The sequence below is a fragment of the Rhizobium sp. C104 genome, assembly GCF_022354505.1.
Classification (GTDB): domain Bacteria; phylum Pseudomonadota; class Alphaproteobacteria; order Rhizobiales; family Rhizobiaceae; genus Rhizobium; species Rhizobium redzepovicii.
Window position 1 is genome coordinate 335,345 of record NZ_CP092348.1, and the last position, 24,876, is coordinate 360,220.

16 protein-coding genes and 7 pseudogenes are annotated in these 24,876 nt (G+C 60.3%); 8 read left to right on the forward strand and 15 right to left on the reverse strand.

The window, feature by feature from the left end; translation table 11 throughout:
* Positions 1-46: 46 nt before the first annotated feature.
* Complete coding sequence (locus MF410_RS02690) at positions 47-1,627, reverse strand: ABC transporter substrate-binding protein (protein ID WP_003592969.1); 1,581 nt, start codon at positions 1,625-1,627, stop codon at positions 47-49.
* Between the two features lie 285 nt (positions 1,628-1,912).
* Between MF410_RS02690 and MF410_RS02695 the strand changes: the two genes are divergently transcribed.
* Positions 1,913-3,559: an alpha-glucosidase family protein gene (locus tag MF410_RS02695; protein WP_097626608.1), complete on the forward strand. Its 1,647-nt coding sequence runs from the start codon at positions 1,913-1,915 to the stop codon at positions 3,557-3,559.
* A gap of 252 nt (positions 3,560-3,811) precedes the next feature.
* Here the strand turns inward: MF410_RS02695 and MF410_RS02705 are convergent.
* The 3 genes and pseudogenes from MF410_RS02705 to MF410_RS02715 all read right to left on the reverse strand — a co-directional run bounded on the left by MF410_RS02705 (position 3,812) and on the right by MF410_RS02715 (position 6,991).
* Positions 3,812-4,011, reverse strand: a pseudogene (locus MF410_RS02705) (hypothetical protein).
* Between the two features lie 58 nt (positions 4,012-4,069).
* Positions 4,070-5,767, reverse strand: coding sequence for an adenine deaminase (gene ade, locus MF410_RS02710; RefSeq protein WP_097626610.1), 1,698 nt, complete (start codon positions 5,765-5,767; stop codon positions 4,070-4,072).
* Positions 5,768-5,887: 120 nt separating this feature from the next.
* Positions 5,888-6,991 (reverse strand): branched-chain amino acid ABC transporter substrate-binding protein, encoded by a 1,104-nt coding sequence (locus MF410_RS02715; protein ID WP_097626612.1) that lies wholly within the window; start codon positions 6,989-6,991, stop codon positions 5,888-5,890.
* A gap of 462 nt (positions 6,992-7,453) precedes the next feature.
* Between MF410_RS02715 and MF410_RS02720 the strand changes: the two are divergent.
* Positions 7,454-8,369: pseudogene (locus tag MF410_RS02720) on the forward strand (HD-GYP domain-containing protein).
* 77 nt (positions 8,370-8,446) lie between these two features.
* Here MF410_RS02720 and MF410_RS02725 read toward each other — a convergent pair.
* The 6 genes and pseudogenes from MF410_RS02725 to MF410_RS02750 form a co-directional block, all read right to left on the reverse strand.
* Entirely contained in the window at positions 8,447-9,772 is a 1,326-nt protein-coding gene (locus MF410_RS02725; RefSeq protein WP_097626819.1) for an aspartate aminotransferase family protein, read from the reverse strand.
* Positions 9,773-10,074: 302 nt separating this feature from the next.
* Entirely contained in the window at positions 10,075-10,392 is a 318-nt protein-coding gene (locus tag MF410_RS02730) for a metalloregulator ArsR/SmtB family transcription factor (protein WP_003592984.1), read from the reverse strand.
* A gap of 116 nt (positions 10,393-10,508) precedes the next feature.
* On the reverse strand, positions 10,509-11,258 hold the full coding sequence (locus tag MF410_RS02735; protein ID WP_097626616.1) for a HugZ family protein: 750 nt from the start codon (positions 11,256-11,258) through the stop codon (positions 10,509-10,511).
* Positions 11,259-11,289: 31 nt separating this feature from the next.
* Positions 11,290-12,342 carry a choline ABC transporter ATP-binding protein gene (gene choV / locus MF410_RS02740; RefSeq protein WP_097626618.1) on the reverse strand — a complete coding sequence of 351 codons (1,053 nt, stop codon included), beginning with the start codon at positions 12,340-12,342 and terminating at the stop codon, positions 11,290-11,292.
* Positions 12,339-13,185: pseudogene (choW, locus tag MF410_RS02745) on the reverse strand (choline ABC transporter permease subunit). The gene choV and the pseudogene choW overlap by 4 nt, the downstream one beginning before the upstream one ends.
* 74 nt (positions 13,186-13,259) lie before the next feature.
* Positions 13,260-14,216, reverse strand: coding sequence for a choline ABC transporter substrate-binding protein (locus MF410_RS02750; RefSeq protein WP_097626620.1), 957 nt, complete (start codon positions 14,214-14,216; stop codon positions 13,260-13,262).
* A gap of 235 nt (positions 14,217-14,451) precedes the next feature.
* Between MF410_RS02750 and MF410_RS02755 the strand changes: the two genes are divergently transcribed.
* The 3 genes from MF410_RS02755 (at position 14,452) to MF410_RS02765 (ending at position 17,630) form a co-directional block, all read left to right on the forward strand.
* A complete protein-coding gene (locus tag MF410_RS02755; protein ID WP_097626622.1) occupies positions 14,452-15,054 on the forward strand; it encodes a thymidine kinase in 603 nt (200 codons plus the stop codon).
* Positions 15,055-15,191: 137 nt separating this feature from the next.
* A complete protein-coding gene (locus MF410_RS02760; protein WP_131711384.1) occupies positions 15,192-16,265 on the forward strand; it encodes a hypothetical protein in 1,074 nt (357 codons plus the stop codon).
* A 234-nt stretch (positions 16,266-16,499) separates the two neighbouring features.
* Positions 16,500-17,630 carry a DUF2333 family protein gene (locus MF410_RS02765; RefSeq protein ID WP_097626626.1) on the forward strand — a complete coding sequence of 377 codons (1,131 nt, stop codon included), beginning with the start codon at positions 16,500-16,502 and terminating at the stop codon, positions 17,628-17,630.
* Here MF410_RS02765 and MF410_RS02770 read toward each other — a convergent pair.
* Positions 17,627-18,104 (reverse strand): annotated as a pseudogene (locus MF410_RS02770) (PAS domain-containing protein). The gene MF410_RS02765 and the pseudogene MF410_RS02770 overlap by 4 nt on opposite strands.
* Before the next feature lie 62 nt (positions 18,105-18,166).
* Positions 18,167-18,891: pseudogene (locus MF410_RS02775) on the reverse strand (LuxR C-terminal-related transcriptional regulator).
* A 327-nt stretch (positions 18,892-19,218) separates the two neighbouring features.
* On the opposite strand from MF410_RS02775, the pseudogene MF410_RS02780 reads away from it, so the two are divergent.
* Positions 19,219-20,902: pseudogene (locus MF410_RS02780) on the forward strand (hypothetical protein).
* Positions 20,903-20,996: 94 nt separating this feature from the next.
* Here MF410_RS02780 and MF410_RS02785 read toward each other — a convergent pair.
* Complete coding sequence (locus MF410_RS02785; protein ID WP_131711383.1) at positions 20,997-21,527, reverse strand: TIGR00645 family protein; 531 nt, start codon at positions 21,525-21,527, stop codon at positions 20,997-20,999.
* Positions 21,528-21,685: 158 nt separating this feature from the next.
* Here MF410_RS02785 and MF410_RS02790 point away from each other — a divergent pair.
* A pseudogene (locus MF410_RS02790) lies at positions 21,686-23,364 on the forward strand (formate--tetrahydrofolate ligase).
* On the opposite strand, the gene MF410_RS02795 reads toward MF410_RS02790, so the two are convergent.
* Complete coding sequence (locus MF410_RS02795) at positions 23,305-23,568, reverse strand: hypothetical protein (protein WP_239620151.1); 264 nt, start codon at positions 23,566-23,568, stop codon at positions 23,305-23,307. The pseudogene MF410_RS02790 and the gene MF410_RS02795 overlap by 60 nt on opposite strands.
* Before the next feature lie 86 nt (positions 23,569-23,654).
* Positions 23,655-24,632 (reverse strand): extensin family protein, encoded by a 978-nt coding sequence (locus tag MF410_RS02800; RefSeq protein WP_097626821.1) that lies wholly within the window; start codon positions 24,630-24,632, stop codon positions 23,655-23,657.
* A gap of 25 nt (positions 24,633-24,657) precedes the next feature.
* On the opposite strand from MF410_RS02800, the gene MF410_RS02805 reads away from it, so the two are divergent.
* Complete coding sequence (locus MF410_RS02805; protein ID WP_131711509.1) at positions 24,658-24,876, forward strand: hypothetical protein; 219 nt, start codon at positions 24,658-24,660, stop codon at positions 24,874-24,876.

Here is a 24,876-nt window from a genome sequence, read left to right on the forward strand (position 1 = left end):
TCGTGGGCCGGTCCTTGCTGCAGAGCGCGGCAAGGACCGTTTTCCCTTACTCTTTCATCGACAGCCAGCGGGTGCGGTGGATGTCCTGAATGTTATCGACGAAACCTTCGATCTTCGGTGAGACGACGTTCTTCGAAACATAATAGTAGATCGGAAGGGCGGCGGAATCATCCAGCGCCAGCTGTTCGGCTTTCTTGAAGATTGCGGCGCGCTTGGCGAGATCGGTCTCGGCGTTGCCGTCCTTGATCATCTTGTCGTAATCAGGATTGGACCAGCGGCCGTAATTCATCTGAACGCCTGTGACCAGGAGGTTCAGGAAGTTGTCTGGGTCGTTGTAGTCGGCCAGCCAGCCGGCGCGGCCGATCTGCACTTCGCCGCGCTGCAACTGGTCATAATGGACTTTAGTCTCGGCGTTGACGAGTTCGACATTAACGCCGAGCGGCTTCCACATCGAGGCGATCGCCACGGCGATGCGCTTGTGGTTGTCGTTGGTGTTGTACTTGAGCTCGGCGGTCAGCGGATGATCCGGACCGAAACCGGCTTCCTTCAGCAGCTTCTTGGCTTCTTCGACCTTGTCCTTATAGGGAAGATCCTTCCAGGAGACGTAGGCCGGTTCGCCGTAATTTGCCGTGCCCGGCGGGACCCAGGAATAGGCCGGCAGTTCGCCGGTGCCGAGAATCTGCGGGCCGATGACTTCGCGGTTGATCGCCATGGAGAGAGCCTGGCGAACGCGCTTGTCGGCGAAGGGCGGCTTGGTCGAATTGATGACATAGTAATAGAGGCCGGAGAAGGGAGCGACATGCGCCTGGCCCGGAAGGTTCTTCTTCATCCACTCGTATTGGTCGGTGGGGAAATCGGTCAGGATATCGAATTCGCCGGCGCGGTAACGTTTCAGTGCGGCTTCCTGATCCTCGAGCACGAAGAACTTGGCGCCGTCAATCTTCAGGTCCTTGGTGCCGTACCACTGGTCGTTCTTGACCGTGGTGACATGCGAGCCCGGAACCCATTCGACCGGCTTGTAAGGTCCGTTGGTGACGATATTGCCGATCTTGACCCAATCCTGGCCCTTCGCCTCGACGACGTGCTTCGGCAGCGGATAGGCGGTGTAGTGCATCAGAGCGTTGAGGAAATAGGGCGTCGGGTTTTCGAGGGTGATTTCCAGCGTCTTGTCGTCGATCGCCTTGACGCCGAGCTGGTTGAGGTCAGTGATCTCACCCTTGTTGATCTTTTCGGCATTCTTGATGGTGAACTGCAGATAGGCATAATCGGCGGCGTTCTTCGGGTCGACGAGGCGCTGGAAGGCGAAGACGAAGTCTCCTGCCGTTACCGGCTGGCCATCGGACCACTTGATGCCGTCGCGAAGCTTGAAGGTGTAGACTTTGCCGTCAGGCGAAATCGTCCAGCTTTCGGCCTGGCCGGGGACCGGATTGTCCTTGGCGTCTTCCGTGACCAAGCCTTCGAAAATGTCGCCGGCGATACGATTCTCCCAGTCGCCGGACAGCTTCTGCGGATCGAGCGATTGCGGGTCGCCGCCATTGTGAATATTCAGCGTGGCCGCATGCGCTGAAAACGCCAGCAATGTGCCAAACATTGCGGAGGCGAGAAATTTTTTCGTGAACTGGTTCATGGTGGGTCCACCTTTCTAGGCTTTGCGCCTTTATTAGACATCTGTTCCCGAGATTTTGACCTCTTACGTGCAGGTCAGTGCGCACCTTATCGCAAAGGAATCGCGTTGCAACCCCAAATCCGGAGGCTGGAAACGGGTTGTGGACAAGCCTATATACGTCTCCCCTTTGTTGGATCGCGACGACACATTGCGACATCTCCGGCACCTCCATGACGGTCTCACATGTTGTCTTTTGTTTCGTCCGCTTTAGTGTGGCGGGCGCTAACGAGGCAGGAGATGTAGCCGATGGCATTGCAGGCAGGCAGGAATGCGGACTGGTGGCGCGGCGCGGTAATCTATCAGGTCTATCCGCGCTCGTTTCAGGACACCAACTGCGACGGGCTCGGCGACCTCAAGGGGATCACCCGCCGGCTGCCGCATATCGCCAGTCTCGGTGTCGACGCGATCTGGCTTTCGCCCTTCTTCAGGTCGCCGATGGCCGACATGGGCTATGATGTTTCCGATTATTGCGACGTCGACCCGATCTTCGGGACGCTCGCCGATTTCGACGAGATGATGGCGGAGGCGCACAGGCTCGGCATCAAGGTCGTCATCGACCAGGTGATCTCGCACACATCGGACCGGCATCCCTGGTTCGTCGAGAGCCGGACGAGCCGGACCAATGCGAAGGCGGACTGGTATGTCTGGGCCGATCCGAAGCCGGATGGCACCGCGCCGAACAATTGGCTGTCGATCTTCGGCGGGCCGGGCTGGGAGTGGGACGGCGTGCGCCGGCAATATTACCAGCACAATTTCCTGACCTCGCAGCCGGACCTCAATTTCCATAGCAGGGAAGTGCAGAATGCGGTGCTGGAGACGGTGAAGTTCTGGCTCGACCGCGGCGTCGACGGCTTCCGGTTGGATACCGTCAACTATTATTTCTGCGACAAGCAGCTCAGAAGCAATCCGCCGCACGAGCCCGATGAGGATGATGCAGGCCTCGATGCGCCCGACAGCAATCCCTATGGCATGCAGAACCATCTCTATGACAAGACGCAGCCGGAAAACGTCGATTTCCTCAAACGCTTCCGGGTGCTGCTCGACCAATATGAGGATCGTACCACCGTCGGCGAGGTTGGCGACGGCGCGCGTTCGCTGAAGACGGTGGCGGCCTATACGAGCGGCGGCGACAAGCTGCACATGTGCTACACCTTCGATCTGCTGGGACCGGATTTTACCGCCGAGCATATTCGCGGCTGCGTCGAAGCTTTCCAAAAATCCGTGACAGACGGCTGGGTCTGCTGGGCTTTCTCAAATCACGACGTCATGCGCCATGTCAGCCGTTTTGCGGTGACGGAGGAAGAGCGACCCGTCATCGCCAAACTGGCAATCTCGGTTCTTTCGGCGCTGCGCGGTTCAATCTGCCTCTATCAAGGCGAGGAGCTCGGCCTGCCGGAGGCGGAGCTTGCCTTCGAAGATCTGCGTGACCCCTACGGCATCCGCTTCTGGCCGGCCTTCAAAGGCCGCGACGGATGCCGCACGCCGATGCCCTGGGAGGCGGGCAAGGCGCATGCGGGCTTTACCTCCGCCGAAAAGAGCTGGCTGCCGGTGCCTTACGAGCAGGCGGCACTTTCCGTGGATACACAGGAGGGGAGCGACAGCTCGGTGCTGCATCACTATCGCAAGTCGCTCGCATTCCGGAAGAGCCATCCGGCACTGATCGACGGCGAAATGACCTTCATCGGCACCAATCAGGATCTGCTCGTCTTCACCCGGGAAAAGGACGGCGAAAAACTACTCTTCGTTTTCAACCTGACGCGCAAACCGGCGGAATTCCGTCTGCCTGAAGGCATGGTGTTGGGCGAACCGCTCGAGATGCCCGGGTTCGAGGCGGTGTCGGTTTCGGGGCTGGTGAAGCTTGCGGCGCTGGACGGGTTCTGTGCGCGGCTTTGAGGATCAATCAGCAGTTTGTCGTAATCCCCATGGGAGCGGATCCAAAACCAGATGAGGTCGTCGCTATCGCGGACGGCTAAAGCTCTCCAGGACGCGCCAACGCGTGCCAACCAAAAGCGGCCGACGCGCTTGAAATGCAGGGATGGATGTCTGGGTTCTTGTTTGCGCCGATCGAAATTTTCGTCGGCAGCTTCCGGATCTGCTTACGCAAGCCGTCATAGGCCACTCAGAAGGAGGGAGTTGCATGGTGTTTCAGAGCGGCCTTGTTTTTTCGGCGCGAAAATCTGCCAAGGCCTTCTCCGCGAAACGATCGAGCTTGCCGCTCGCGGCGTCCCTTCCATCCGTCGATCCCAGCGTTCGGCCTTAAGGGCTTCAAACCACGCTGAAAAGGCCTGGAACTCCTGCTTGTCGAGTTCGGTCACGGATTTTTCAATCTGTTCCAGCTTGGTCATGATTTGCTCCAGCGATATCGCAAAATAGGTGCTGGCGCGGAATTTGCTATGGATTCCATCACCCGATCAGCGCGAACTTGTCCACATCGACCATGCCGCGGTCGGATATTTTCAGGTGTGGGATGACCGGCAGCGGCAGGAAGGCGAGCTGGAGGAAGGGTTCTTCCAGCGTGGCGCCGAGCGCGAAGGCGGCCTTGCGCAGATGGTGCAGGGTGTCCCGGACTGTCTCGTAAGGCTCAAGGCTCATCAGGCCGGCGATGGGCAGGGCGATTTCGCCCGTGACCTTGCCGCCCTCCACGACGACGAAGCCGCCCTTGATTTCGGTGAGGCGGTTTACGGCGCGCGCCATGTCGTCCTCGTCGACGCCGACGACGCAGATATTGTGGCTGTCATGGCCGACGGTGGAGGCGATCGCGCCCTTCTTCAGGCCGAAGCCCTGGACAAAGCCGTTGGCGTGATTGCCGTTCTTGCCGTGGCGCTCGATGACGGCGACCTTGATGATGTCGTTGGCAAGATCGACCGCCGTTTCGTTGCCTTTGACGGGCAGCCGGTAACGGCGATGCTCGGTGATGATCTTGCCCGGCATGACGCCGATGACCGATGTCTCGCCCTCCCTGGCCGGCACGCCGAAATGGGCCGCGTTGACCGGTCTGGCCTTGACGCTGTCGAGGCCGATCGGAGCGACCGGCTTGCGCGTGGAAAAGAGCGCGTCGGTGACGCGGCGGCCAGCGGAGAAGACCATGTCGGCACGGCAGTTTTCCAGACTGTCGAGAACCACGAGATCGGCGCGCCAGCCCGGCGCCACCAGGCCGCGGTCCCGGAGGCCGAAGGCACGGGCGGCCGAGATCGAGGCGGCGCGATAGATCGCCAGCGGCTCGACGCCGTTAGCGATCGCCGCGCGGATCATGTGATCGAGATGGCCCTGTTCGGCGATATCGAGCGGATTGCGGTCGTCGGTGCAGAGCGCGAGATAAGGCGATAGCCGCTCGGTGATGATGGGGATCAGTGCAGCGAGATCCTTCGACACGGACCCCTCGCGCACGAGGATATGCATGCCCTTGCGGATCTTTTCCAGCGCCTCGGTGGCGGTCGTACATTCATGCTCGGTGCGGATGCCGGTTGCGAGATAACCGTTGAGGTCGTTGCCGGACAGAAGCGGTGCATGACCGTCGATATGGCCGCCCTGGAAGGCGTCGAGCTTAGCCATGCAGACGGGATCCTTGTGGATCACGCCGGGGAAATTCATGAATTCGGCAAGGCCGATGACCTTCGGGTGATGGCGGAAGGGCAGGAGGCGCTCGATCGGCAGATCGGCGCCAGAGGTTTCAAGATGTGTTGCCGGCACGCAGGAGGAGAGCTGGACGCGGATGTCCATGATCGTCTCGAGCGCGGATTGGAGAAAGAATTCGATGCCGGCGGCGCCGAGCACATTGGCGATTTCGTGCGGATCGCAGATCGCGGTGGTGACGCCATAGGGCAGAACGCAGCGGTCGAATTCGTGCGGCGTGACGAGCGAGGATTCGATGTGCAGATGCGTGTCGATGAAGCCGGGAACGACTGTTTTTCCCGATATGTCGATCTCAGTTTCGCCCTGATAATTGCCTGAGGTGCCGACGATGCGATCGGCTCCCATGGCGATATCGGAGCGGACGAGTTCGCCGGTGACGAGGTCGAAGAAACGGCCGCCCTTCAGCACGATATCGGCCGGCACGCGGCCGACCCCTTGGTCGATGAGGCGTTCGAGTTTGCTGGTCATGGCCTTGCTCACATTGCAACCGATTCCTAAACTTTATAGCCGATCTGCCGCCACAAGCGAGTGCCACAAACGAAACCGGGCGCCACAGGGGGCGCCCGGTCGATGGCGATCAGCGATAGTTTATTCAGCGGCGACGATCTTGCCGCCTTCCCATTTGTAGAGCGAGAAGCTCTGCGAGGTGAGGTCGCCGGTTTCGCCGTAGGTGACCTTGCCGATAGCGGTCTGGATTTCCTTGCCGTCTTTCAGCGCGGCCGCGACGGCTTCGGCATCCTCGGCGCTGCCGGCCTTCTCGATGCCGGCTTTCAGCACTTCGACGGCGGCATAGGCGTTGAGCGTGAAGGCCTCGGCCGGGATGTTCTTGGCAGCGAGCGCATCGGCGGCAGCTTTGGAATCCGGGTTCTTGGTGGCGTCGGAGGCATTGGTGAACAGCGTGCCTGCCGCCGCATCCGTGCCGATCGCCCAGAACTCGGTGTTGGAGAGGCCATCGCCGCCGATGATCGTCGCGTTGGCGGCGAGGTCATGCAGCTGGCGGGCGAGCAGGCCGCCTTCCGGGTGATAGCCGCCGAAATAGACCAGGTCGACCTTTTCCGATTTGACGCGGGTGGTGAGCGCGCTGAAATCCTTGTCACCGGGAGTGATCGCGTCATTGACAACTTCGGTCATCCCACCGGCGTTCAGCGTCGCCTTGAAGGCGTCGGCAAGCCCTTTGCCATACGCGCCCTTGTCGTTGACGATGGCGATCCGCTTGTCCTTGAAATTCTTCAGCACGTATTTGGCGGCGACTTCGGCCTGCTGGTCGTCGCGGCCGCAGGTGCGCAGCACATTGGTGAGGCCGCGCTTGGTGAGGTCGGGGGCGGTCGCGGTCGGGGTGACCATCAGGACGCCATTTTCAGCCAGAACGTCCGAAACGGGGATCGCAACACCCGAGGTCACCGGGCCGACGACGAAGCGAATGCCGTCGCCAACGACCTTGTTGGCGGCGGAAACGCCCTGCTTCGGTTCGCCGGCATCGTCGGCCAGCTCGAGGACGACCTTCTCGCCGAGAATGCCGCCTTTCTTGTTGATCTCGTCGACGGCGGTCTGAGCGCCGTTCTTCACCTGGTCGCCATAGGCGGCGACGGGGCCCGTCAGCGGCGCAATCAGGCCGATGGTGATATCGGCATGGGCAAGCGGCGCGAAGGCAAGCGACGCGACGAGTGTCGCCGTCAATGTCTTGAGGGTCATTGTCTGTCTCCTTGGGTGGGGTCCTTCGACCCGCGATGAGGTGCCGCGCCGGTTTTTCCGATCATTCCACGGCCCTTTGGGCCGTGCCAAGGACGATCGACAAGGGCGCGATCAGTGAGCTGCCGGCCATATTTGACTCGGGAAGGCTCATGACGAGATTTCTAGGAATTTTGACGGGATTGCGCAAGTTTATAACAAATGGGAAGCGAAATGCGATCGATGCGGCCGGAAACTCTGCGAAGGCGGTTACTTTCTCTGCTTTTCGGTGATTTCTCATCGGCAAAGCTGCGAAGGGAAGCGCCTCCGCCTAAGCGAAACCACCTCGTAGGGTTGTCTTTATCTTTCCCATTAACCGTTAGTTTGGCTGATGGCAGTAGTATCCCCCGATACCCGAAATACCGCAGTATTGAAAAAGAGACCCAGACAGATAATTAGATAGACACATCGGGAAACAGAGACTGGATGCTCAAGCGTATCGACGCCAGCCAGGTGCGTATCGGAATGTTTGTGGAGGCCGTCGAGGGCCTGTGGCAGGATCCGCTTTTGTCCAAACGCAGGTTTTCGCTGCGGCGCGAGGTCGATGCCGCGAAAATTCGCAAATGCGGCACTGCCAGCGTCGTCATCAACACCAGCAAGGGGCTCGATACCAACGGCCTGCCGGGACGTGACATCGAGATCGATATCCAGGCCGCGCGCGAGACCGTCCAGAAATCCGTGCAGGTGCTGGACGAGGCTTTCGCCAGGCTGCGGAATGGCGATGCGATCAGTGTCGCGCATGTGGCGCCGGTGATTTCTTCGGTCTCCAAGTCGATGGAGGAAAACCCCTCGGTTTTCCTGAACGTCACGCGTTTGAAATCGAAAGACGAAGTGACCTTCCTCCATTCCATTTCGGTGAGCGCGCTGATGATCCTGTTCAGCCGCCATCTCGGAACTCGACGAGCAGACGGTCCAACTGCTCGGCACCGCGGGGTTGCTGCATGATGTCGGCAAGCTTGAAATTCCGCTTGAGGTGCTCAACAAGGCAGGGCCTCTGGAAAAGGACGAGATCACCCTGATCCGCGGCCATCCGGAGAAGGGACACGCTTTCCTGTCGCGGCAGGAGGGCATGTCGGAGATCGTTCTCGATGTCTGCCTCAATCATCATGAGCGCATCGACGGCAAGGGCTACCCGCATCGGCTGTCCGGCAGAGAGTTGAGCCTCCATGCGCGAATTGCCACGATCTGCGATGTCTATGACGCCATCACCTCGGTGCGGTCATACAAGGCGGCGTGGAACGCGAGCGAGGCACTGAAGTGGATGTTCGGCAATGAAGGGCACTTCGATCGCCGGCTCCTGAAGAAATTCGCCCTCTGCCTTTCCGTCGCCTCCGTGACCTGAGGTTTTTTCTGCGCCGAAACGAAAAGACCCGCGGGGATTTTGTCCGCCGCTGGCCCGAAGCGCTTATGAACGCGTCTTCAGATGTTGTTCTGCAGGATCGTCCGCAGCTTGCCGAAGAGTTCGTCGATATGGTGTTTCTCGATGATCAGCGGCGGGGAGAGCGCGATGATATCGCCGGTGGTGCGGATCAGCAGGCCGCTTTCATAGGCTTTCAGGAAAGCGGTGAAGGCGCGCTTGGTCGGCTCGCCGGCGATCGGATCGAGCTCGATCGCGCCGATCAGGCCGGTGTTCCTGATGTCGATGACGTTGGGGCAGTCCTTGAGTGAATGCAACGCGTCGGCCCAATAGCCGGAAAGCTCGGCGGCACGCGTCAGCAGCCCTTCTTCCTTGTAGGTATCGAGCGTGGCGAGGGCGGCGGCGGAAGCGATCGGATTGCCGGAATAGGTGTAGCCGTGGAAGAACTCGATCATGTGCTCCGGGCCGTTCATGAAGGCATCATGGATCTCGGAGGTGACGAAGACGGCGCCCATCGGAATGACGCCATTGGTCAGGCCCTTGGCGGCGGTGATCATGTCGGGCTTGACGTCGTAATATTGCGCGGCGAAGGGGGCGCCGAGGCGGCCGAAACCGGTGATGACCTCGTCGAAGATCAGCAGGATGCCGTGCTTGGTGCAGATCTCGCGCAGCTTCTGCAGATAGCCCTTCGGCGGAATCAGAACGCCGGTGGAGCCGGCCACCGGCTCGACAATGACGGCCGCGACCGTCGAGGCGTCATGCAGGGCGACGATGCGCTCCAGTTCGGTGGCAATGTCGCCGCCATGCTCGGGTTCGCCGCGGGTGAAGTTGTTCTTGCCGGGCTGATGGGTGTGCGGCATGTGATCGACGCCGGTCAGCAGCGTGCCGAACATTTTGCGGTTGGTGACGATGCCGCCGACGGAGATGCCGCCGAAATTGACGCCATGATAGCCGCGCTCGCGGCCGATCAGGCGGAAGCGTGAACCATTGCCCTTCACGCGGTGATAGGCGAGCGCCACCTTGAGCGCCGTCTCGACGGATTCGGATCCGGAATTGGTGTAGAGAACGTGGTTCAGGCCTTCCGGCGCAATGTCAACCAGCCGGTTCGCCAGCTCGAAGGCCTTGGGGTGGCCGAGCTGAAAGGCGGGGGCGTAATCGAGCTCGCCGGCCTGCTCGCGGATCGCCTCGGTGATCTTCGGGCGGCAGTGGCCGGCATTGACACACCAGAGGCCGGCCGTGCCGTCCAGCACCTGGCGGCCGTCATGGGTCGTATAATACATGTCCTTGGCGCCGACGAACATACGCGGCTCCTTCTTGAATTGGCGATTGGCCGTGAACGGCATCCAGAAGGCGCGAAGATCGTTCGGTGCGTTGAGGCGATTGGACATGCTGTTCTCCTGGCCGCTGACGGCCCGTTCCCGGGGCTTCACGCCCATATTTTGACTGCCCGGTCAAATTATCAGGGCTTCTTGAAGCGTCAACGGTAAAACGCCCGAGAGCCACTCGGGACAGGAAGCCTTGAGTTTGAGCATATCCCGGGACCGGCAGGTGCAGAAAAAAGGGCACGACCGGCAAATCGCAAGATTTACCGGTCGTGCCATAAGGTTCAGGTGCTGAAATATCGTTGCCGCGCCTCCGGGAACATCCCCTTGCGGCATGGCATCGGCCGACATTCATGTCAGCGCTATCATCAAGCGGCGGATCTATTCCTGTTTGTCACCAGGTAGATGTCTTCGAGCGTTGCCAGGATCTTCATGACCGGCTCGGAGGTGCTGGAATAATAAATGGTCTGTGCGTCACGCCGGGTCTTCACCAGCTTCTGTGCGCGCAGCTTCGACAGGTGCTGGGAGAGTGCCGACTGGCTGAGGCCGACCTGCGTTGCAAGCACGCCGACGGCCACTTCGCCCTTCACCAGGCTGCACAGGATCAGCAATCTCTTGGGATTTGCCATAGCCGACAATAGAGCTGCCGCCACATTGGTGTGATCGGCCAAATCTGTGGTTTCCATATTGTTATCTTCCTAATGCGAAACGTACATCATGCTTGTTGGCACTGGCCGTCAGTCGGATTTTGACCGACGCCCAAAAACTAGCAATTGGGGTCGAAGATTGTATATACCTAAATTTAAGGTATCGAGTATGCTATTTTAGACATGTTTGAACAAATGTGATCGGCATCCCGAGCGAGGGTTTCGAATTCATACCGCAGCAGAAAATCGCCGGAAATCATATCGAAACCTGAGGGATCGATACCACAAATGCGCCAGGAAGCCGATTCCGGCGCTTTCAGCCTGGCAGCAAGGGCCTCGGCCACATCGGGGTGCCGTTCTACTAAATCTCGCACTGTTTCTGCCGCGCCGGCGGCAATCTCCTCATTGGCAGCCGACTGGATGATGAGGTCGTTCCCATTGAGCTGGTAGGCGCGGCCGAAGCCGCCATTGAGGCTGGCCTGCTCCGGCTTGAGGCGGAAGAAGAGGAAATCGGGAAAGTCGATATAAAGCTTTGCCTTGGTGTGGCGAGCGAGAAAACGCGTGCGCAGACGCTCGTGGAAGGCGTTGCCGCGCTCGACGGGTTCCGCCAGGCATTGGGTCGTCAGGCGAGGGTGGGCAAGCGGATCGCCCTTGCCGGCCTCGCCGGCCAGGAGCGAGGCGCGCGCGTCATGGCCGAGCGCTTTGGTATGGGCCGAGAGTTTCGAAACGAGAATGACGGGGGTGCCGTCAATATCGGTCGCGACGAGCACGCGGCTGGCGAAGGGAAAGCCGGTCTCGGGGTCGAGAACGGCAATCGCCGCGTGCCGCGCGGAGCGCAGAAGCACGCGGGCGAGTTTGCGGGCGTCGTCGTCGGTTTCGCGTATGGGCGAGGGCTGATCTTTCATATCCGCTTTGTGGCAAAGCGGATTGAAAACATCAAGCGTCCTGCTTGCGGCGATGGCGGGTAAGGCCGGCGACGATATCCTGGGCCGAGATGGTACCGACGATCGTGCCGTTCTCGACGATGCCGATGCTGCCCGGCTGGCGGGCAAGGGCATCGAGGATATCGACGAGCGGGGTCTCGGCGCGGGCCGTGGCGCTGACACTCATGCCGGCGGCTGTCTGACCGAGTCCGGACTGCATCACGTCGGCCGCCGTCAGCATGCTGATCGGATTGAGATGCTGCACGAAATCGGCGACATACTGGTCGGCGGGGTTCTTGACGATGTCGTGCGGCGTTCCGCACTGGATGATGCGGCCGCCCTCCATGATGGCGATGCGGTTGCCGATGCGGAAGGCCTCGTCGAGATCATGGCTGACGAACAGGATGGTCTTCTTCAGCCGCCGCTGGAACTCCAGAAGTTCGTCCTGCAGGCGGGTGCGGATCAACGGATCGAGCGCCGAGAACGGTTCGTCCATCAGCAGGATCGGGGCGCCGGTGGCAAAGGCACGGGCCAGTCCAACGCGCTGCTGCATGCCGCCCGAGAGCTCGTTGACCTTGCGGTCGGCCCATTTCGCCAGGTTGACAAGTTCGAGCTGCTCGCCGACGCGCTGTTTGCGTTCGGCCTCCGGCATGCCGGCGAGTTCGAGGCCGAAGCCGACATTCTCGGCGACCGTGCGCCAGGGCAGAAGAGCGAATTGCTGGAACACCATGGAGACGGTGTGGGTGCGCAGCTCCCGCAGGGCCTTGGCATTGCATTTGTAGGGATTGACGGAGCCGGTGGCCGTGGAGACCGCGACATCGCCGCGCACCACCGGGGCGAGCCCGTTGACGGCGCGCAGCAGCGTCGACTTGCCCGAGCCGGAAAGGCCCATCAGCACCAGAATCTCGCCTTCCTCGATCGTCAGCGAGGCATTGGCGACGCCGAGCACGAGGCCGGTAGCAGCGCCGATTTCGTCACGTGTCTTGCCCTGATCGGCCATGGCAAGCGCTGTTTCCGGCCGGTCGCCGAAGATGATGCTGACATCCTTGAAGTTTACCGCGGTCATGCTCCGTCTCCTTCACCTGCCGCGCGGAACATGCGGTCGAGAATAATGGCCAGGATGACAATGCAGAGACCGGCTTCGAAGCCTTTCGCAACATTGACGGTGTTCAGCGCCCGCACGACAGGCACGCCGAGACCATCGGCGCCGACGAGGGCGGCGATGACCACCATCGACAAGGACAGCATGATGGTTTGGGTGAGGCCCGCCATGATCTGCGGCGCGGCGAAGGGAAGTTCTACCTTGCGCAGCACCTGCATCGGCCGCGCGCCGAAGGCGACGGCGGCTTCCACAAGCGAAGGCGGCGTCGAGATGATGCCGAGGCGCGTCAGCCGGATCAGGGGCGGGGATTGCGAAGATGACGGTGGCGATTAGCCCCGGCACCATGCCGAGGCCGAACAGGATGAGCGCCGGAATGAGATAGACGAATGTCGGAATGGTCTGCATGAGATCGAGCGCTGGGCGCATGGCGGCATAAATCCAGGCGCGGCGGGCGGCTGCAATCCCGAGCGGAATGCCGATCACCATGCTGACGAAAGTGGAGGCCAGCACAAGAGCGAGCGTCTCCGTCGTTTCCTTCCAGTAGCCCTGGTTCATGATCAGCAACAGACCAAGACAGGTGAAGAGGGTCACCGCAATCGATCGGCGCAGCCAGAAGGCGATGGCGGCGATGACGGCGATGACGATCAGCGGGTGAGGCTTCTGCAACACGAAAAGCAGCCCGTCGATAACGTGCGACAGCACGGAGGCGAGTTGGTCGAAGAACCATGCGCCGTTCGAGGTGAGCCAGTCCACAAAGGATTTTGCCCAGGGGCCGATGGGAATCTTAAAGTCGGTGATCCAATTCAAGAGCGCGCGCCTATCCAGAAAAAATCAACAATGGACAAAATGAAACGGGGCGGCTCGCCGCCCCGTTCATAACATCAAAGGCCGAGACCGGTCTTGGCGGCCGCCAATGCGTCGCCCTTGCCGTCGCGGGTCTTGACCCCTGCGAGCCAAGGCTCGAGCGCAGAAGGGTTCGCCTTCAGCCATTCGGAAGCGGCAGCTTCCGGCTCCTTGCCGTCATCGAGGATCTTGCCCATGATCTGGTTCTCCATGTCGAGGGAGAACTTCAGGTTCTTCAGCATCGTGCCGACATTCGGGCATTCATCGAGATAACCGGCGCGGACATTGGTATAGACCTTGGCACCGCCGAAGTCGGGACCGAAGACGTCGTCACCGCCGGTGAGGTAGGTCAGCTTGAAGTTGGTGTTCATCGGATGGGGCTCCCATCCGAGGAAGACGACGGGCTTGCCTGCTTTCTCTGCACGGGCGACCTGAGCGAGCATGCCCTGTTCCGAGGATTCGACGACTTCCATCTCCTTCATGCCGAAGGTGTTCTTTTCGATCAGGTCCATGACCAGACGGTTGCCGTCATTGCCGGGCTCGATGCCATAGATCTTGCCGTCGAGATCGTCCTTGTGGGCGGCGATGTCCTTGAAGTCCTTGATGCCGAGTTCGGCGCCCTTGGCGTTGGTGGCGAGTGTGTACTTGGCGCCGACGAGGTTGGGGCCGAAGGATTCGACTGACTTGTCATCGAGATAAGGGCGGACGTCCTTTTCCTGCGTCGGCATCCAGTTGCCGAGGAAGATGTCGATGTCCTTGTTCTTCAGCGAGGTGTAGGTGACCGGCACCGAGAGAACCTTGACGTCGGTCTGATAGCCGATGCTCTTCAGGACGACGGCTGCGGTGGCGGTGGTGGCGGTAATATCCGTCCAGCCGACATCCGAGAAGTGGACCGTGGAGCAGCTGTCAGGATCGGCGGCGAAGGCGGCGGTCGCAACGGAGAGGGCGGCGACGGCAGTTGCAGTAACCAGTTTGAACGTGCTTGTTGTTTTCATTTTAGACTCCCAGTCTTTAAGTTCCCAAGCCAACCACCAATAGCCGAGTTTGACAAGCGACCTCAGTGCGTTTGCGTCGTATCGACCCATGCGATTGCGACGTCGGCGGATTTTTCGCGGCACCTGGTTTTCAGGCGGCTCGGCGATTTTCGGGCTGGGATTCCTGTGATTATCGCCGCCAGGGGGCTTTTCTTTGCCATTATGAGCTTCAATAAACCGATCAAGGAGAGATCGGATGGCAAAACTCTATTTCAACTACTCGACGATGAACGCCGGCAAGTCGACGATGCTGCTGCAGGCCTCCTATAATTACCAGGAGCGCGGCATGCGCACGGTGCAGCTGATCGCCGCCTTCGACGAGCGCACCGGCCGGGGCGTCATCGGCTCGCGGATCGGGCTGGAGGCAAGCGCCATCCCCTTCGAGCCGCATGAGGACCTGTTCCGGCTGATCGCGACGCTGAGCGGAGAGGGGGCGCCGATTGCCTGTGTTTTCGTCGACGAGGCGCATTTCATGACGCCCGTCCATGTCTGGCAGCTTGCCCGCGTCGTCGACAGGCTCGGCATTCCTGTGATGGTCTATGGGCTCCGAACCGATTTCCAGGGCAAATTGTTTCCGGCCTCGCAGGAACTATTGGCGATCGCCGACGAAATGCGTGAGGTGCGGACGATCTGCCATTGCGGGCGCAAGGCGACGATGGTGGTGCGGCTCGACGCGGAGGGGAAAGTGCTGCACGAAGGCGCGCAGATCGATGTCGGCGGCAATGAGAAATATGTCTCGCTCTGCCGCAGGCATTGGGATGAAGCGATGAACGGGGCCTGGATTGCCGAGCCGGTCTGAAGACGCGGCTGCCGCCTGTTTCTTTGGCGCCGCAAGCGACCTGCTTTCCATTTTACGCAATTCCGGGCGGAAAACCGCTTCACACTTTTCGGCATCATGCTCTAGCTTGGGCGATATGAGATTCCCTGGAGACGCCTGTGCGCAAACCTCCGCCATTCCAAAGCCAATACGAAGCTGCCGGCAGCCTTGCCGAGAGGGTTGCGGTCGACGGAGCCTATTGTGTGGGCGCGATCAGCGCGTTTAGCGGCGATGAAGCACGGTCGGCCGACGAGGTTTTCCTCGAGCAGAACGCTCGGTTCCAGGCGCATATCGCCGATGCTGAAGCACTCGACGCGCTGCAGGCCGAGCTGGTCTTTTCCCTCGACCGGCTGACGGCCGAGGTTTCCGCCGATCTCGACAGCTTTCGGGGGCTGACGCTGCGCGAGAAGATGGCCGGCTGGACGTCGCGCCAGCGGATGTGGCGCATGTACACCGAACGCGTGCGCGAGGCTCCGGTCATCGAACGACTGCTCGAGCTTCTGACGAAATCGGATGCGCTCGCCAGGCTGATCGCCGGCCAGCGCGCTGCGATCATAGGGCGGCATAGGGTCGCCGAACGCGGTCTCGTCGACATCGTCGAGCAACGGCGCCGGCTGGTCGATTCCATCGATATCGCCCGTCTCAAGATGAAGGAGCTCAACGCCAAGGCGCTAACGACGCAGGGCCGTATCGGCGTCTACGGCAACAGGGCGCATTGGGAGCAGATGGAGGCGGAGCGGCGGGCGCTGAAGGCGGAGGCCGAGCAGATTTCCGCCGGAGAGCACGAGATGCGCGACGACAGCCAGCGGCGCGAACGGTTCATCGGTCTGTTCCAGAGCTTTGTGGATTCGCTGAACGGCCGGATCGCCGCCTGCAACGTGCTGCTGCGCAAATTGATGATCGACGTCGAGGAGCGGTTGATCATCTACCAGGCGCAGGTCGATACCGACAGGCCGGGCATGAAGATGCGGATCAAGCCGGAACTCTTTCCCGATATCGCCGCGCCGATCGGGCTGTTCGAGAAGGGCATGCTGGTCGCCCAGGATCTGGAGCGGCGCAAGAGCCGCGCCGATCTGGAATTCGCCGGCAGGTTTCCCGCCTATGCCGAACCGCTGCCGGAGACATCGGGAGCGCCTCTGATCGACACGGTACGCAGGTCCTTCCGTTTCAGCCTGCCTTTCCTGCGTTCCTGACCCGCGAGGCCGTTCGCGCCGCTGTCGCGATGCATTCATCCGAAAAATCGAGGGCTCGTGTTGTGCTCGGCCCGTCGAGCGCATATGTGGGGATGGCAATGTCCCGCTGCAGAATTCCTTAAATCGGAATCGATTTAAGGAATTCTGCAGTAATTGAAAGTGTTACAGCGTCCTTAGCGCGTCTGAAAAGACGCGCGGCGCTGTGGCGTTTGCCTCGCCTGACAGGAGACGACGATGCTTGATCGGATAGCCGGTTTTTTCAGGCTGATCGGCCAGACGATCGGTCGCTGGGCCCGCCTGTTTTCCGCCTGGGCCTTCTGGCCCTTTCTTGCCGCGCATGGCTGGTATCAGCGCCGGAGCTGGATGATCCGGCTGCCGGTCATCGCGCTCGTGGCGCTCTTCGTCGTGCTCTACGGCTATTTCTTCTGGCAGACGCAGGTCTGGTCGAATTTCAACACCGCCTTCGTCGACCAATACCGGCTTTCCGAGCGCAAGGTTGCCGCGGGACAGGACGTGCCGGTCGCGGAGGGAAGCAACAGCTCAGCCGCCAAGACCTGCCAGCGTTCCGCCATCGTTGACGTCACGGCCGACCTGACCGACTTCAACGTCAATCAGAACGCATGGATCTCCTCGATGCTGCTCTATAAAATGGGCTTTTTCGGCATCGACTGGGATCACACGCCTTTCCTTGATAATAAGGCGTCGTTCCAGCGCGGCATCAATCAGGCGGTCCGCCGGACGTCGGCGGAGCTTGTCGATACGCTGGGGCGGGTGCGCGGCACGTCGGGCATCAACAACGATCTGCAGAGCGCCCGCGGTAACTTGCAGTTCGACGAATACAGCTGGTATTTCGGGCTCAATCCCTTCGGGCCGAAGACGCCGACGCCCTCTTACTACCGCTCGGCGATCGGCAGCCTGCGCAAGTTCAACACCGATCTTTCCGCCTGCAGCGTCATTTTCGACGGCCGCGCCGACAACCTCATGCAGTTCATCGACCGCATCGCCAACGATCTCGGCGGTACGTCCGACATGCTCGCCGAACGTTCGGAAAATCACAACCGCGGTTGGTTCGATACGCGCGCCGACGACCGGTTCTGGTTTGCCTATGGCCAGCTCTACGCCTACTACGCCATCCTTGCCGCCGCGCAGGCGGATTTCTCGCAGGTGGTGCAGGAGCGCAATCTCGGAGCGGTGTGGGGCAGCACGATGCGGCAGTTCCAGGCAGCGCTGCGCATTCAGCCGGCGATCATCTCGAACGGGCGCGAAGACGGCTGGATCATGCCGAGCCATCTCGCCACCATGGGTTTCTATATTCTGAGGGTGCGCTCGAACCTCGTCGAGATCCGCTCGGTGCTCGACCGCTAAATTTTCGCGGGGCAGCGCGGTCTCGTATCGTCCTCGAAGCCGACGACGCGCAGCCTCTCGACGAACTCATAGGTGACGCCGACGATGCCGCCCCCGCTTTGACCGTCCCGGAAGCGGCCGACGCTGCGCACCAGCTTGTGGCCGCCAAGCCGATTGCAGACGCGGTATACGAAATGGAACCCGACGCCGTGAAGGCTCGCTTCTTCGAAGGTCTGGGCGATCAGGCTGCGGTCGTCCTCATGGATGCGCGACATCGAGCTCGGCCAGATTGACGGGGCCGTCGCTGTAGGGGAGGTCGAAAATCGCGTGCACGTCCTCGCTTGCAAAGAAATGTCCCGCCTCGATGTCGATGCGCCAGAAGCCGAAAAGGCGATAGGCAGCAAGCATCTGGACGATTTCCGCATCAGTGATGCCGATGTGGGCGCGGGATTGCTCAGTCTTGTCGCTGACGGGCTGTTCGAAGCGAAGAGACACGTTTCCCCCAGATCACGGGTCCCCAGATCACGGGACGACATCCAGAACTCTCTTCCGATACCTCAGTTGATCAGCTTCAATCGAATTGCCTTAGCGACCAACTGGGTGCGGTTGACGCAATCGAGTTTTTTGATCGCGTTGGTCATGTAGGCGTTCACCGTATGATCCGAGAGCGCCAGGATCTGGCCGATTTCGATCGAGGTCTTGCCCTGGGCAGTCCAGCGCACAACTTCCAGTTCTCTGGTCGACAGCGCGTTATGCGCGCATTCCTCATTCCGCTTGACTGCATTATATGCATCGAGCGCATGCAGAATGATCATTGCCAGCTCGTTGACCTCGCTCTGGCCGAGTGCGGCGCGCTCGCCACAGAACCAGAAGACCAGGCGCTGGCCATTGGCAGCAATGGTCGGCATGGCAACGCCCGCCGGTATGGCATGGCGCAGCATCAGGGCGCGCAGTTCGGCGGGGAAGGCTTGACCATTGGCGGCGTCGTTTAGATGCCATGCCGGGGGGACGGCGGATTCCCTCAGCCGTAAGCCGAAAGGACAACCGCGCATCATGTGGGCGCGGTCGAACTCCTTGATATAGGCGGCCGGAAGCGAGCTCTCGATCAGCAGGGGTTTCAGCAGGAGGTCTTCCGGGAGGGCGCGTGCATCAGGGTCGCATGCGACAGTCCGAAGGCGGCGGAGACCCTGCCGAGCGCTTGCGCAAACAGGCTGCGCGTCCGTGCAGTGGCAAGCTCTGCCGAAAGCGATGATTGTCTTTCAGAGGTAGTCATATAAGACATCTGTACGCCCCCGGCTGACCTAATGTTAACGCTATCAAACACAGAAAGCCGGCGGGATGCTAGTCCCAATTGACTTAGCGCAAGCTGATTTACTCGAATTGTGTAAAATTATTGAGGGGCGATCGCGCTTTAGTTGAGTTTTGACTTGCAGATATACCGTTACGGTATCTTCGATCTCCTTCACGCCGCATAGCCATGGGTCTTGCGCAGTGATGCACTGAGAGAATCACTTGGGGGAGGCGGCGGCAACAGGTGCTGAAATCCGGCTTGCTGGCGATCAAGGCAATTGCTAAGCATCTTGCCATGTATAATTGAGGCAATTTAATCGTGCGCTCTGCGATTTCTTTTTTCGTGCAGTCCCTGCTTTCCCCGATACTACTTGTTTTATTATTTTTGACCCTGCCGATCGGAGACTGCAACCTCGCAGGCTGCCGGAGAGAAGAAGCAGGCAGGGCAGCCGCCAATGCGCTTCATCCTCGTGCACCATCCCCTCTGCACGGAAGACTGCCCGGGATGGGTGTCGGCAGAGGGTCGCATAACTTCTGATACACCGGCCCAACTCCGAAAAATGCTGAAGAAGGTCGGCGGCCGGAAACTGCCGATCGTGTTCCGGTCCGAGGGCGGTGATGTCGAGGCCGCTTATGCGATGGGCCGGATAATCCGCAAAGCCGGTCTTGAGACGGCGGTCGGTGGCGCACGGCTGAAGGATTGCCCGGCCGACGATCTGCGTTGCGATGCCGCTATCACAAAGCATGGGACCGCGCTTGGCTACGCCTATTCGGAAGGTGCATATTGTTTTTCCGCCTGTCCGCTTGTATTGGCCGGCGGTACGTCGCGTGTCGCGTCGCAATGGGCTTTGATCGGCGTTCACCAGATCACGACAGTTTATAACAAGGTGCGTGTCTCCTACCGCATCGAATACAAGATCGTGAACGGCAAGAAGAAGGAAATCTCCCGCAAGGAGGTTGGACGCAAATCAGCAGGGCAGAGCAGTTCCACCAAGCTCGGCAAGAAGGCCGGTGCTGCGTTGACAGCCTATTTGAAGGAAATGGGCGTCAGCCAGGATGTGATCGGCCTGATGATGAGCGCCACGCCTGAGAATATCAACATCGTACTGCCCGCGGAGGCACTTCGGACGGGTCTCATCACCGATATGCTCTCCTACAATGAGTGGCCCGGCATGCCGCTCTGCGCGAGGGATGCAGCGGCCGAGGCAGTCTGTCACGGCCACCCGGTCGCCCAAGCGCCCGTGGTGGCTGCGACACCTGTATCCAAGGCGCCGGCGCAGGATGTGGCCGCGGTCACAAGCGAGACTACACCGGAAAACCGGCCGATGGATTTTCTGCTGATGTACAACGGCAATTGCCAGGACGAGTGCACCCAATGGATTTCTGCCGAAGGAGAGATTACGCCGGAGACACCGGCTCGGCTGCAGGCGATCTTGGAAACGCTTGGTGAACGAAAGCTGCCGGTCGTCCTGCAATCCTATGGCGGAGACATGGACGCGGCTTTTGCGATGGGGCGTGCAATCCGGGCTGCTGGTCTAGAGACTTCGATTGGCAGAACGCGGTTGCCCCACTGCCCGACGCTGGACCCGCGTTGCAAGGCGAGCATGGTCAAAAGCGGACCGACTGGAGGCGAGGTCTCTGCAGGCGGTGCATACTGCCTTTCGAGCTGTACTCTTGTCCTGATGAGCGGAATGCCGCGGCTTGTCGGATATTCCGATATCGGCCTCGTCCGGCCCACGACAGCTGAATATACGAAATTCTTCGCCTATTTCGACGAGATGGGCGTCGGTCCCCAGACATATGAGACGATGATGTTCGCGACGTCGATCGAGCGAGACAAGATACTGCGTTCGCAGGCATTCGATCTCGGCATCATCAATGGTATCATTCCTTACGGTGAAGAGCCCGGCCTGCATTTCTGTGGGCCAGACGCGAAGGAAAGTCTCCGATGCCCCGGAAATCAGAAGGCCGGGATCGTTCCTGCCACAGCGTTGGCAAATTGATATCGGACTGCGGAAGAACATTTCCTGATGGCCCATCGCTGTTGCCCGTGGGCGACTGCTTGTTGCCGGTCTGAAATTGTTTTTCTTCCGCCGGCTACTCCTTATCCTTCAAATCATTCTTCGACGTCACGCTCATCAGCTTCTCCAGGAAGCCGAGCATGACGGCGGAGGCGACGAAGGCGAGGTGCATGAGCGTCAGCCACATGATCTTGCCGTCGGCGTATTTGTCGGCGTTGAGGAAGACCTGCAGCAGGTGGATGGAGGAGATGGCGACGATCGAGGAGGCGACCTTGATCTTCAGGCTGCCTGAATCAAGCTTGCCGAGAAAGGAGACTTCGTTGTCGGCTTCGCTCGCTTCATCGAAGCGGCTGACGAAATTTTCATAGCCCGAAATCATCACCATGACGATCAGGCTCGCGACGAGAGCCGCATCGATCAGGCTGAGCATGGCAAGGATCATCTCCGCCTCGTCGAGGGCGAAGACGCCGGAAGCGATCTTCAGCAGCTTGTAGCCGAAGGAAACGGCATAGACGGCGAGTGCCGCAACCAGGCCGATATAGAAGGCGACGAGGATCCAGCGGCTCGACAGGATGATGCGCTCGATGATCAGTTCCAGTGCTTTCATGTCTTCACCCTATAAAACCGCGATCGTTGACCGCCACATAAACATCCGGCGTGGCCGCCGCAAGGCGCAGTGCTATTCACACCTCGCCGATATTTCGCTATCCCGATGAGAGGGAAAACGCCTCCGCGCCCCGCGGTAGGCCGGGACGGGGAACATCCATGCCATCAATCAAATCCGATATCGAAATCGCGCGCGCTGCGGCCAAGAAGCCGATCTTCGAAATCGGCGCGAAGCTCGGCATTCCGGTCGGGCAGCTCGTCCCCTACGGTCACGACAAGGCAAAGGTCAGCGCCGAATTCATCGCCGGGCAAGCGGACAAGAAGGACGGCAAGCTGATCCTCGTCACCGCGATCAATCCGACGCCGGCGGGCGAGGGCAAGACGACGACGACCGTGGGTCTCGGCGACGGGCTGAACCGGATCGGCAAGAAGGCCATCGTCTGCATCCGCGAGGCTTCGCTCGGCCCCTGCTTTGGTGTCAAGGGCGGCGCGGCCGGCGGCGGTTATGCCCAGGTCGTGCCGATGGAAGACATCAACCTGCATTTTACCGGCGATTTCCACGCGATCACCTCGGCGCACAATCTGCTGGCGGCGATGGTCGATAATCACATCTACTGGGGCAACGAGGAAAATATCGACATCCGCCGCATCACCTGGCGGCGGGTGATGGATATGAACGACCGAGCGCTCAGGAGCATGGTCTCCTCGCTCGGCGGTGTCGCCAACGGCTTCCCGCGTCAGGGCGGGTTCGACATCACCGTCGCCTCCGAGGTGATGGCCATCCTCTGCCTCGCCACCGACCTCAAGGATCTGGAACGGCGTCTCGGCGACATCATCATCGGCTACCGCTTCGACAGGACGCCGGTGCATGCGCGCGATCTCAAGGCAGATGGCGCCATGGCGGTGCTGCTGAAGGATGCGATGCAGCCGAACCTCGTGCAGACGCTGGAGAACAATCCGGCCTTCGTGCATGGCGGGCCGTTTGCCAACATAGCCCATGGCTGCAATTCGGTGACGGCGACGAAGACGGCGCTGAAGCTCGGCGACTATGTGGTGACGGAAGCGGGCTTCGGGGCCGATCTCGGCGCCGAGAAATTTTTCGACATCAAATGCCGTAAGGCCGGGTTGAAGCCGGATGCGGCGGTCATCGTCGCAACCGTGAGGGCGCTGAAGATGAATGGCGGGGTGAAGAAGGAGGAGCTCGGCACCGAGGATGTCGCGGCGCTGAAAAAGGGCTGCGCCAATCTTGGCCGCCACGTCGCCAATGTCCGCCGGTTCGGTGTGCCGGTGGTCGTGGCGATCAACCATTTCATCTCCGATACCGACGCCGAAATCGCGGCAGTGAAGGAATTTGTTTCGAGGCTCGGCGCCGAGGCGATCCTTTGCCGCCACTGGGCGCTGGGTTCGGCCGGCATCGAGGAACTGGCGCACAAGGTGGTGGAGCTCGCGGAATCCGGCCAGGCGAAATTCCAGCCGCTCTATGGCGACGATGTTTCGCTGTTCGAGAAAATCGAGATCGTCGCGTCGAAGATCTACCATGCCGGCGAGGTGACGGCCGACAAGGCGGTGCGCGACCAGTTGCAGATATGGGAGGAGCAGGGTTACGGCAAGCTGCCGGTCTGCATGGCCAAGACGCAATATTCCTTCTCCACCGATCCGAGCCTGCGCGGCGCGCCGGAAGGCCACATCGTTACCGTGCGCGAGGTGCGGCTTTCAGCGGAGCTGGCTTCGTCGTCGCCATTACCGGCGAGATCATGACCATGCCCGGGCTGCCGAAGTCACCGTCGGCGGAACGGATTTTCCTGAATGAGCAGGGTTATATCGAGGGGTTGTTCTGATCCAGGGATGGCTTTCCAGCGCTCGAGCAGACAACGCTCGCGACGCTTTTCAAAGTCTGGGTCGATGAACAGCCAGATGAAAAGGCTTTGCAGCGCGCCGAGGAACAGCATTCCTATGGCAGGAAGCCAATGCAATCGACCCGTAAAAGTGAAGCCGACGGCGACGATCAGGAGAACCGAAATGATACTCGCTATGATTTTCATTGGCCGCTGACCCCATTTCCCAAGTCGCAGCTTCCATTTGGTTATTTCGCTGCACGATTCAAGCGAGGATCGCGGCCATTGAATGATCAGTGGCAGTAGCGATAGCCGCCTTTCCTTTCGATCACGTCGAGGTGGAAATGGGTTTCGTGGGCGGCGTCGCTTTCGGGGTCGAGGACGGTGGTAAAATAGAGGCAGCCGGCGGCGCTGACGGTGCGTTGGAACGCGCCGGTCAGCGTCGCGTCCTCGCGGCGGGAGCGGACGGCGACATCTTCGCCTTTCTCGAAATGGAAGCTGGCAATGTCGATGGCATTGCCACGGGCATGTTCGGAGATCTTGCCCGTGCCAGCGCTGTTGCGCAGGCGGCACATATAGGAGGTTGCCTGGTTGACTGTCGTGAGGCGGCCCTGCTCCGGCAGAGCGGCAGAGGCTGCCGGAATAACACTCTCTTTCATCCAGCGGGCAAGGGCGAGTGCGGCCGGGCAGCGGACCGTCGCCTCCGGCTTCAGCGTGATGCCGGGCAGGGCTTCGGAAACGATGATCGGCTTGTCGATACCGCAGCCGTTGCCGTCGTCGATGCGTGGGACATCCCTGAAGGCGACGCCCAAGGCCTTAAGCGCAGCGGTGCATTCGGCGTGCTTGGCATCGCTTTCCGGTTCGATCGTCAGATGCTGCTCTTCGAGCGTCTGCTCGGCGGGCGGCTTGTTGTCTTCCTCCGGCGTTTGCGGGCCTTGGCCCGGCGGGAGCGGCGGGCCCTGCATTGGTTCCGCCGGTTCGGGTTTTGCCGATTCGGGTTTTTTCGGTTCGGTGGGCGCCGCCGCCGGCTGGTCTGGTGCAGGGGTCTCCGGTTCCTTCACATCAGGTTTTGGCTGAGGTGCCGGCACATCATTCGGTGCCGGCGGTTCAGCCTTATCAGGGAGTGGAGTAGGGCTGGTCGAACCGGCAGCATCCGGTCGGGGCTGGGGTAGGGGACCGTGCGGGGGCAGGCGGGCACCGGCAAGAAAGGTGGCTGCGGCGAGAAGGATCGCCAGTATCGAAAGTTTTCTCAACGCATCCGTTTCCGTCATGTCGATTGCGTAGGGGTAACGCATTATGGCGATTTTCGTTGCAATTGCGCAACGTCAGGAAACATCGTTAAAACTTGATCAATTTATTCAACATATTTTGCCGGTTTATGTTGACAGAACTTATCATGTTTTTTATGCGGCAAAAAGAGGGCGGAATTCTGCATCGCCTTCATCCGCAAAAGCCCAGCCAGCCCCTCGAGCGTTCGACGCGCCACGACCAGCCAGCCCGGTAATCATCATTTAG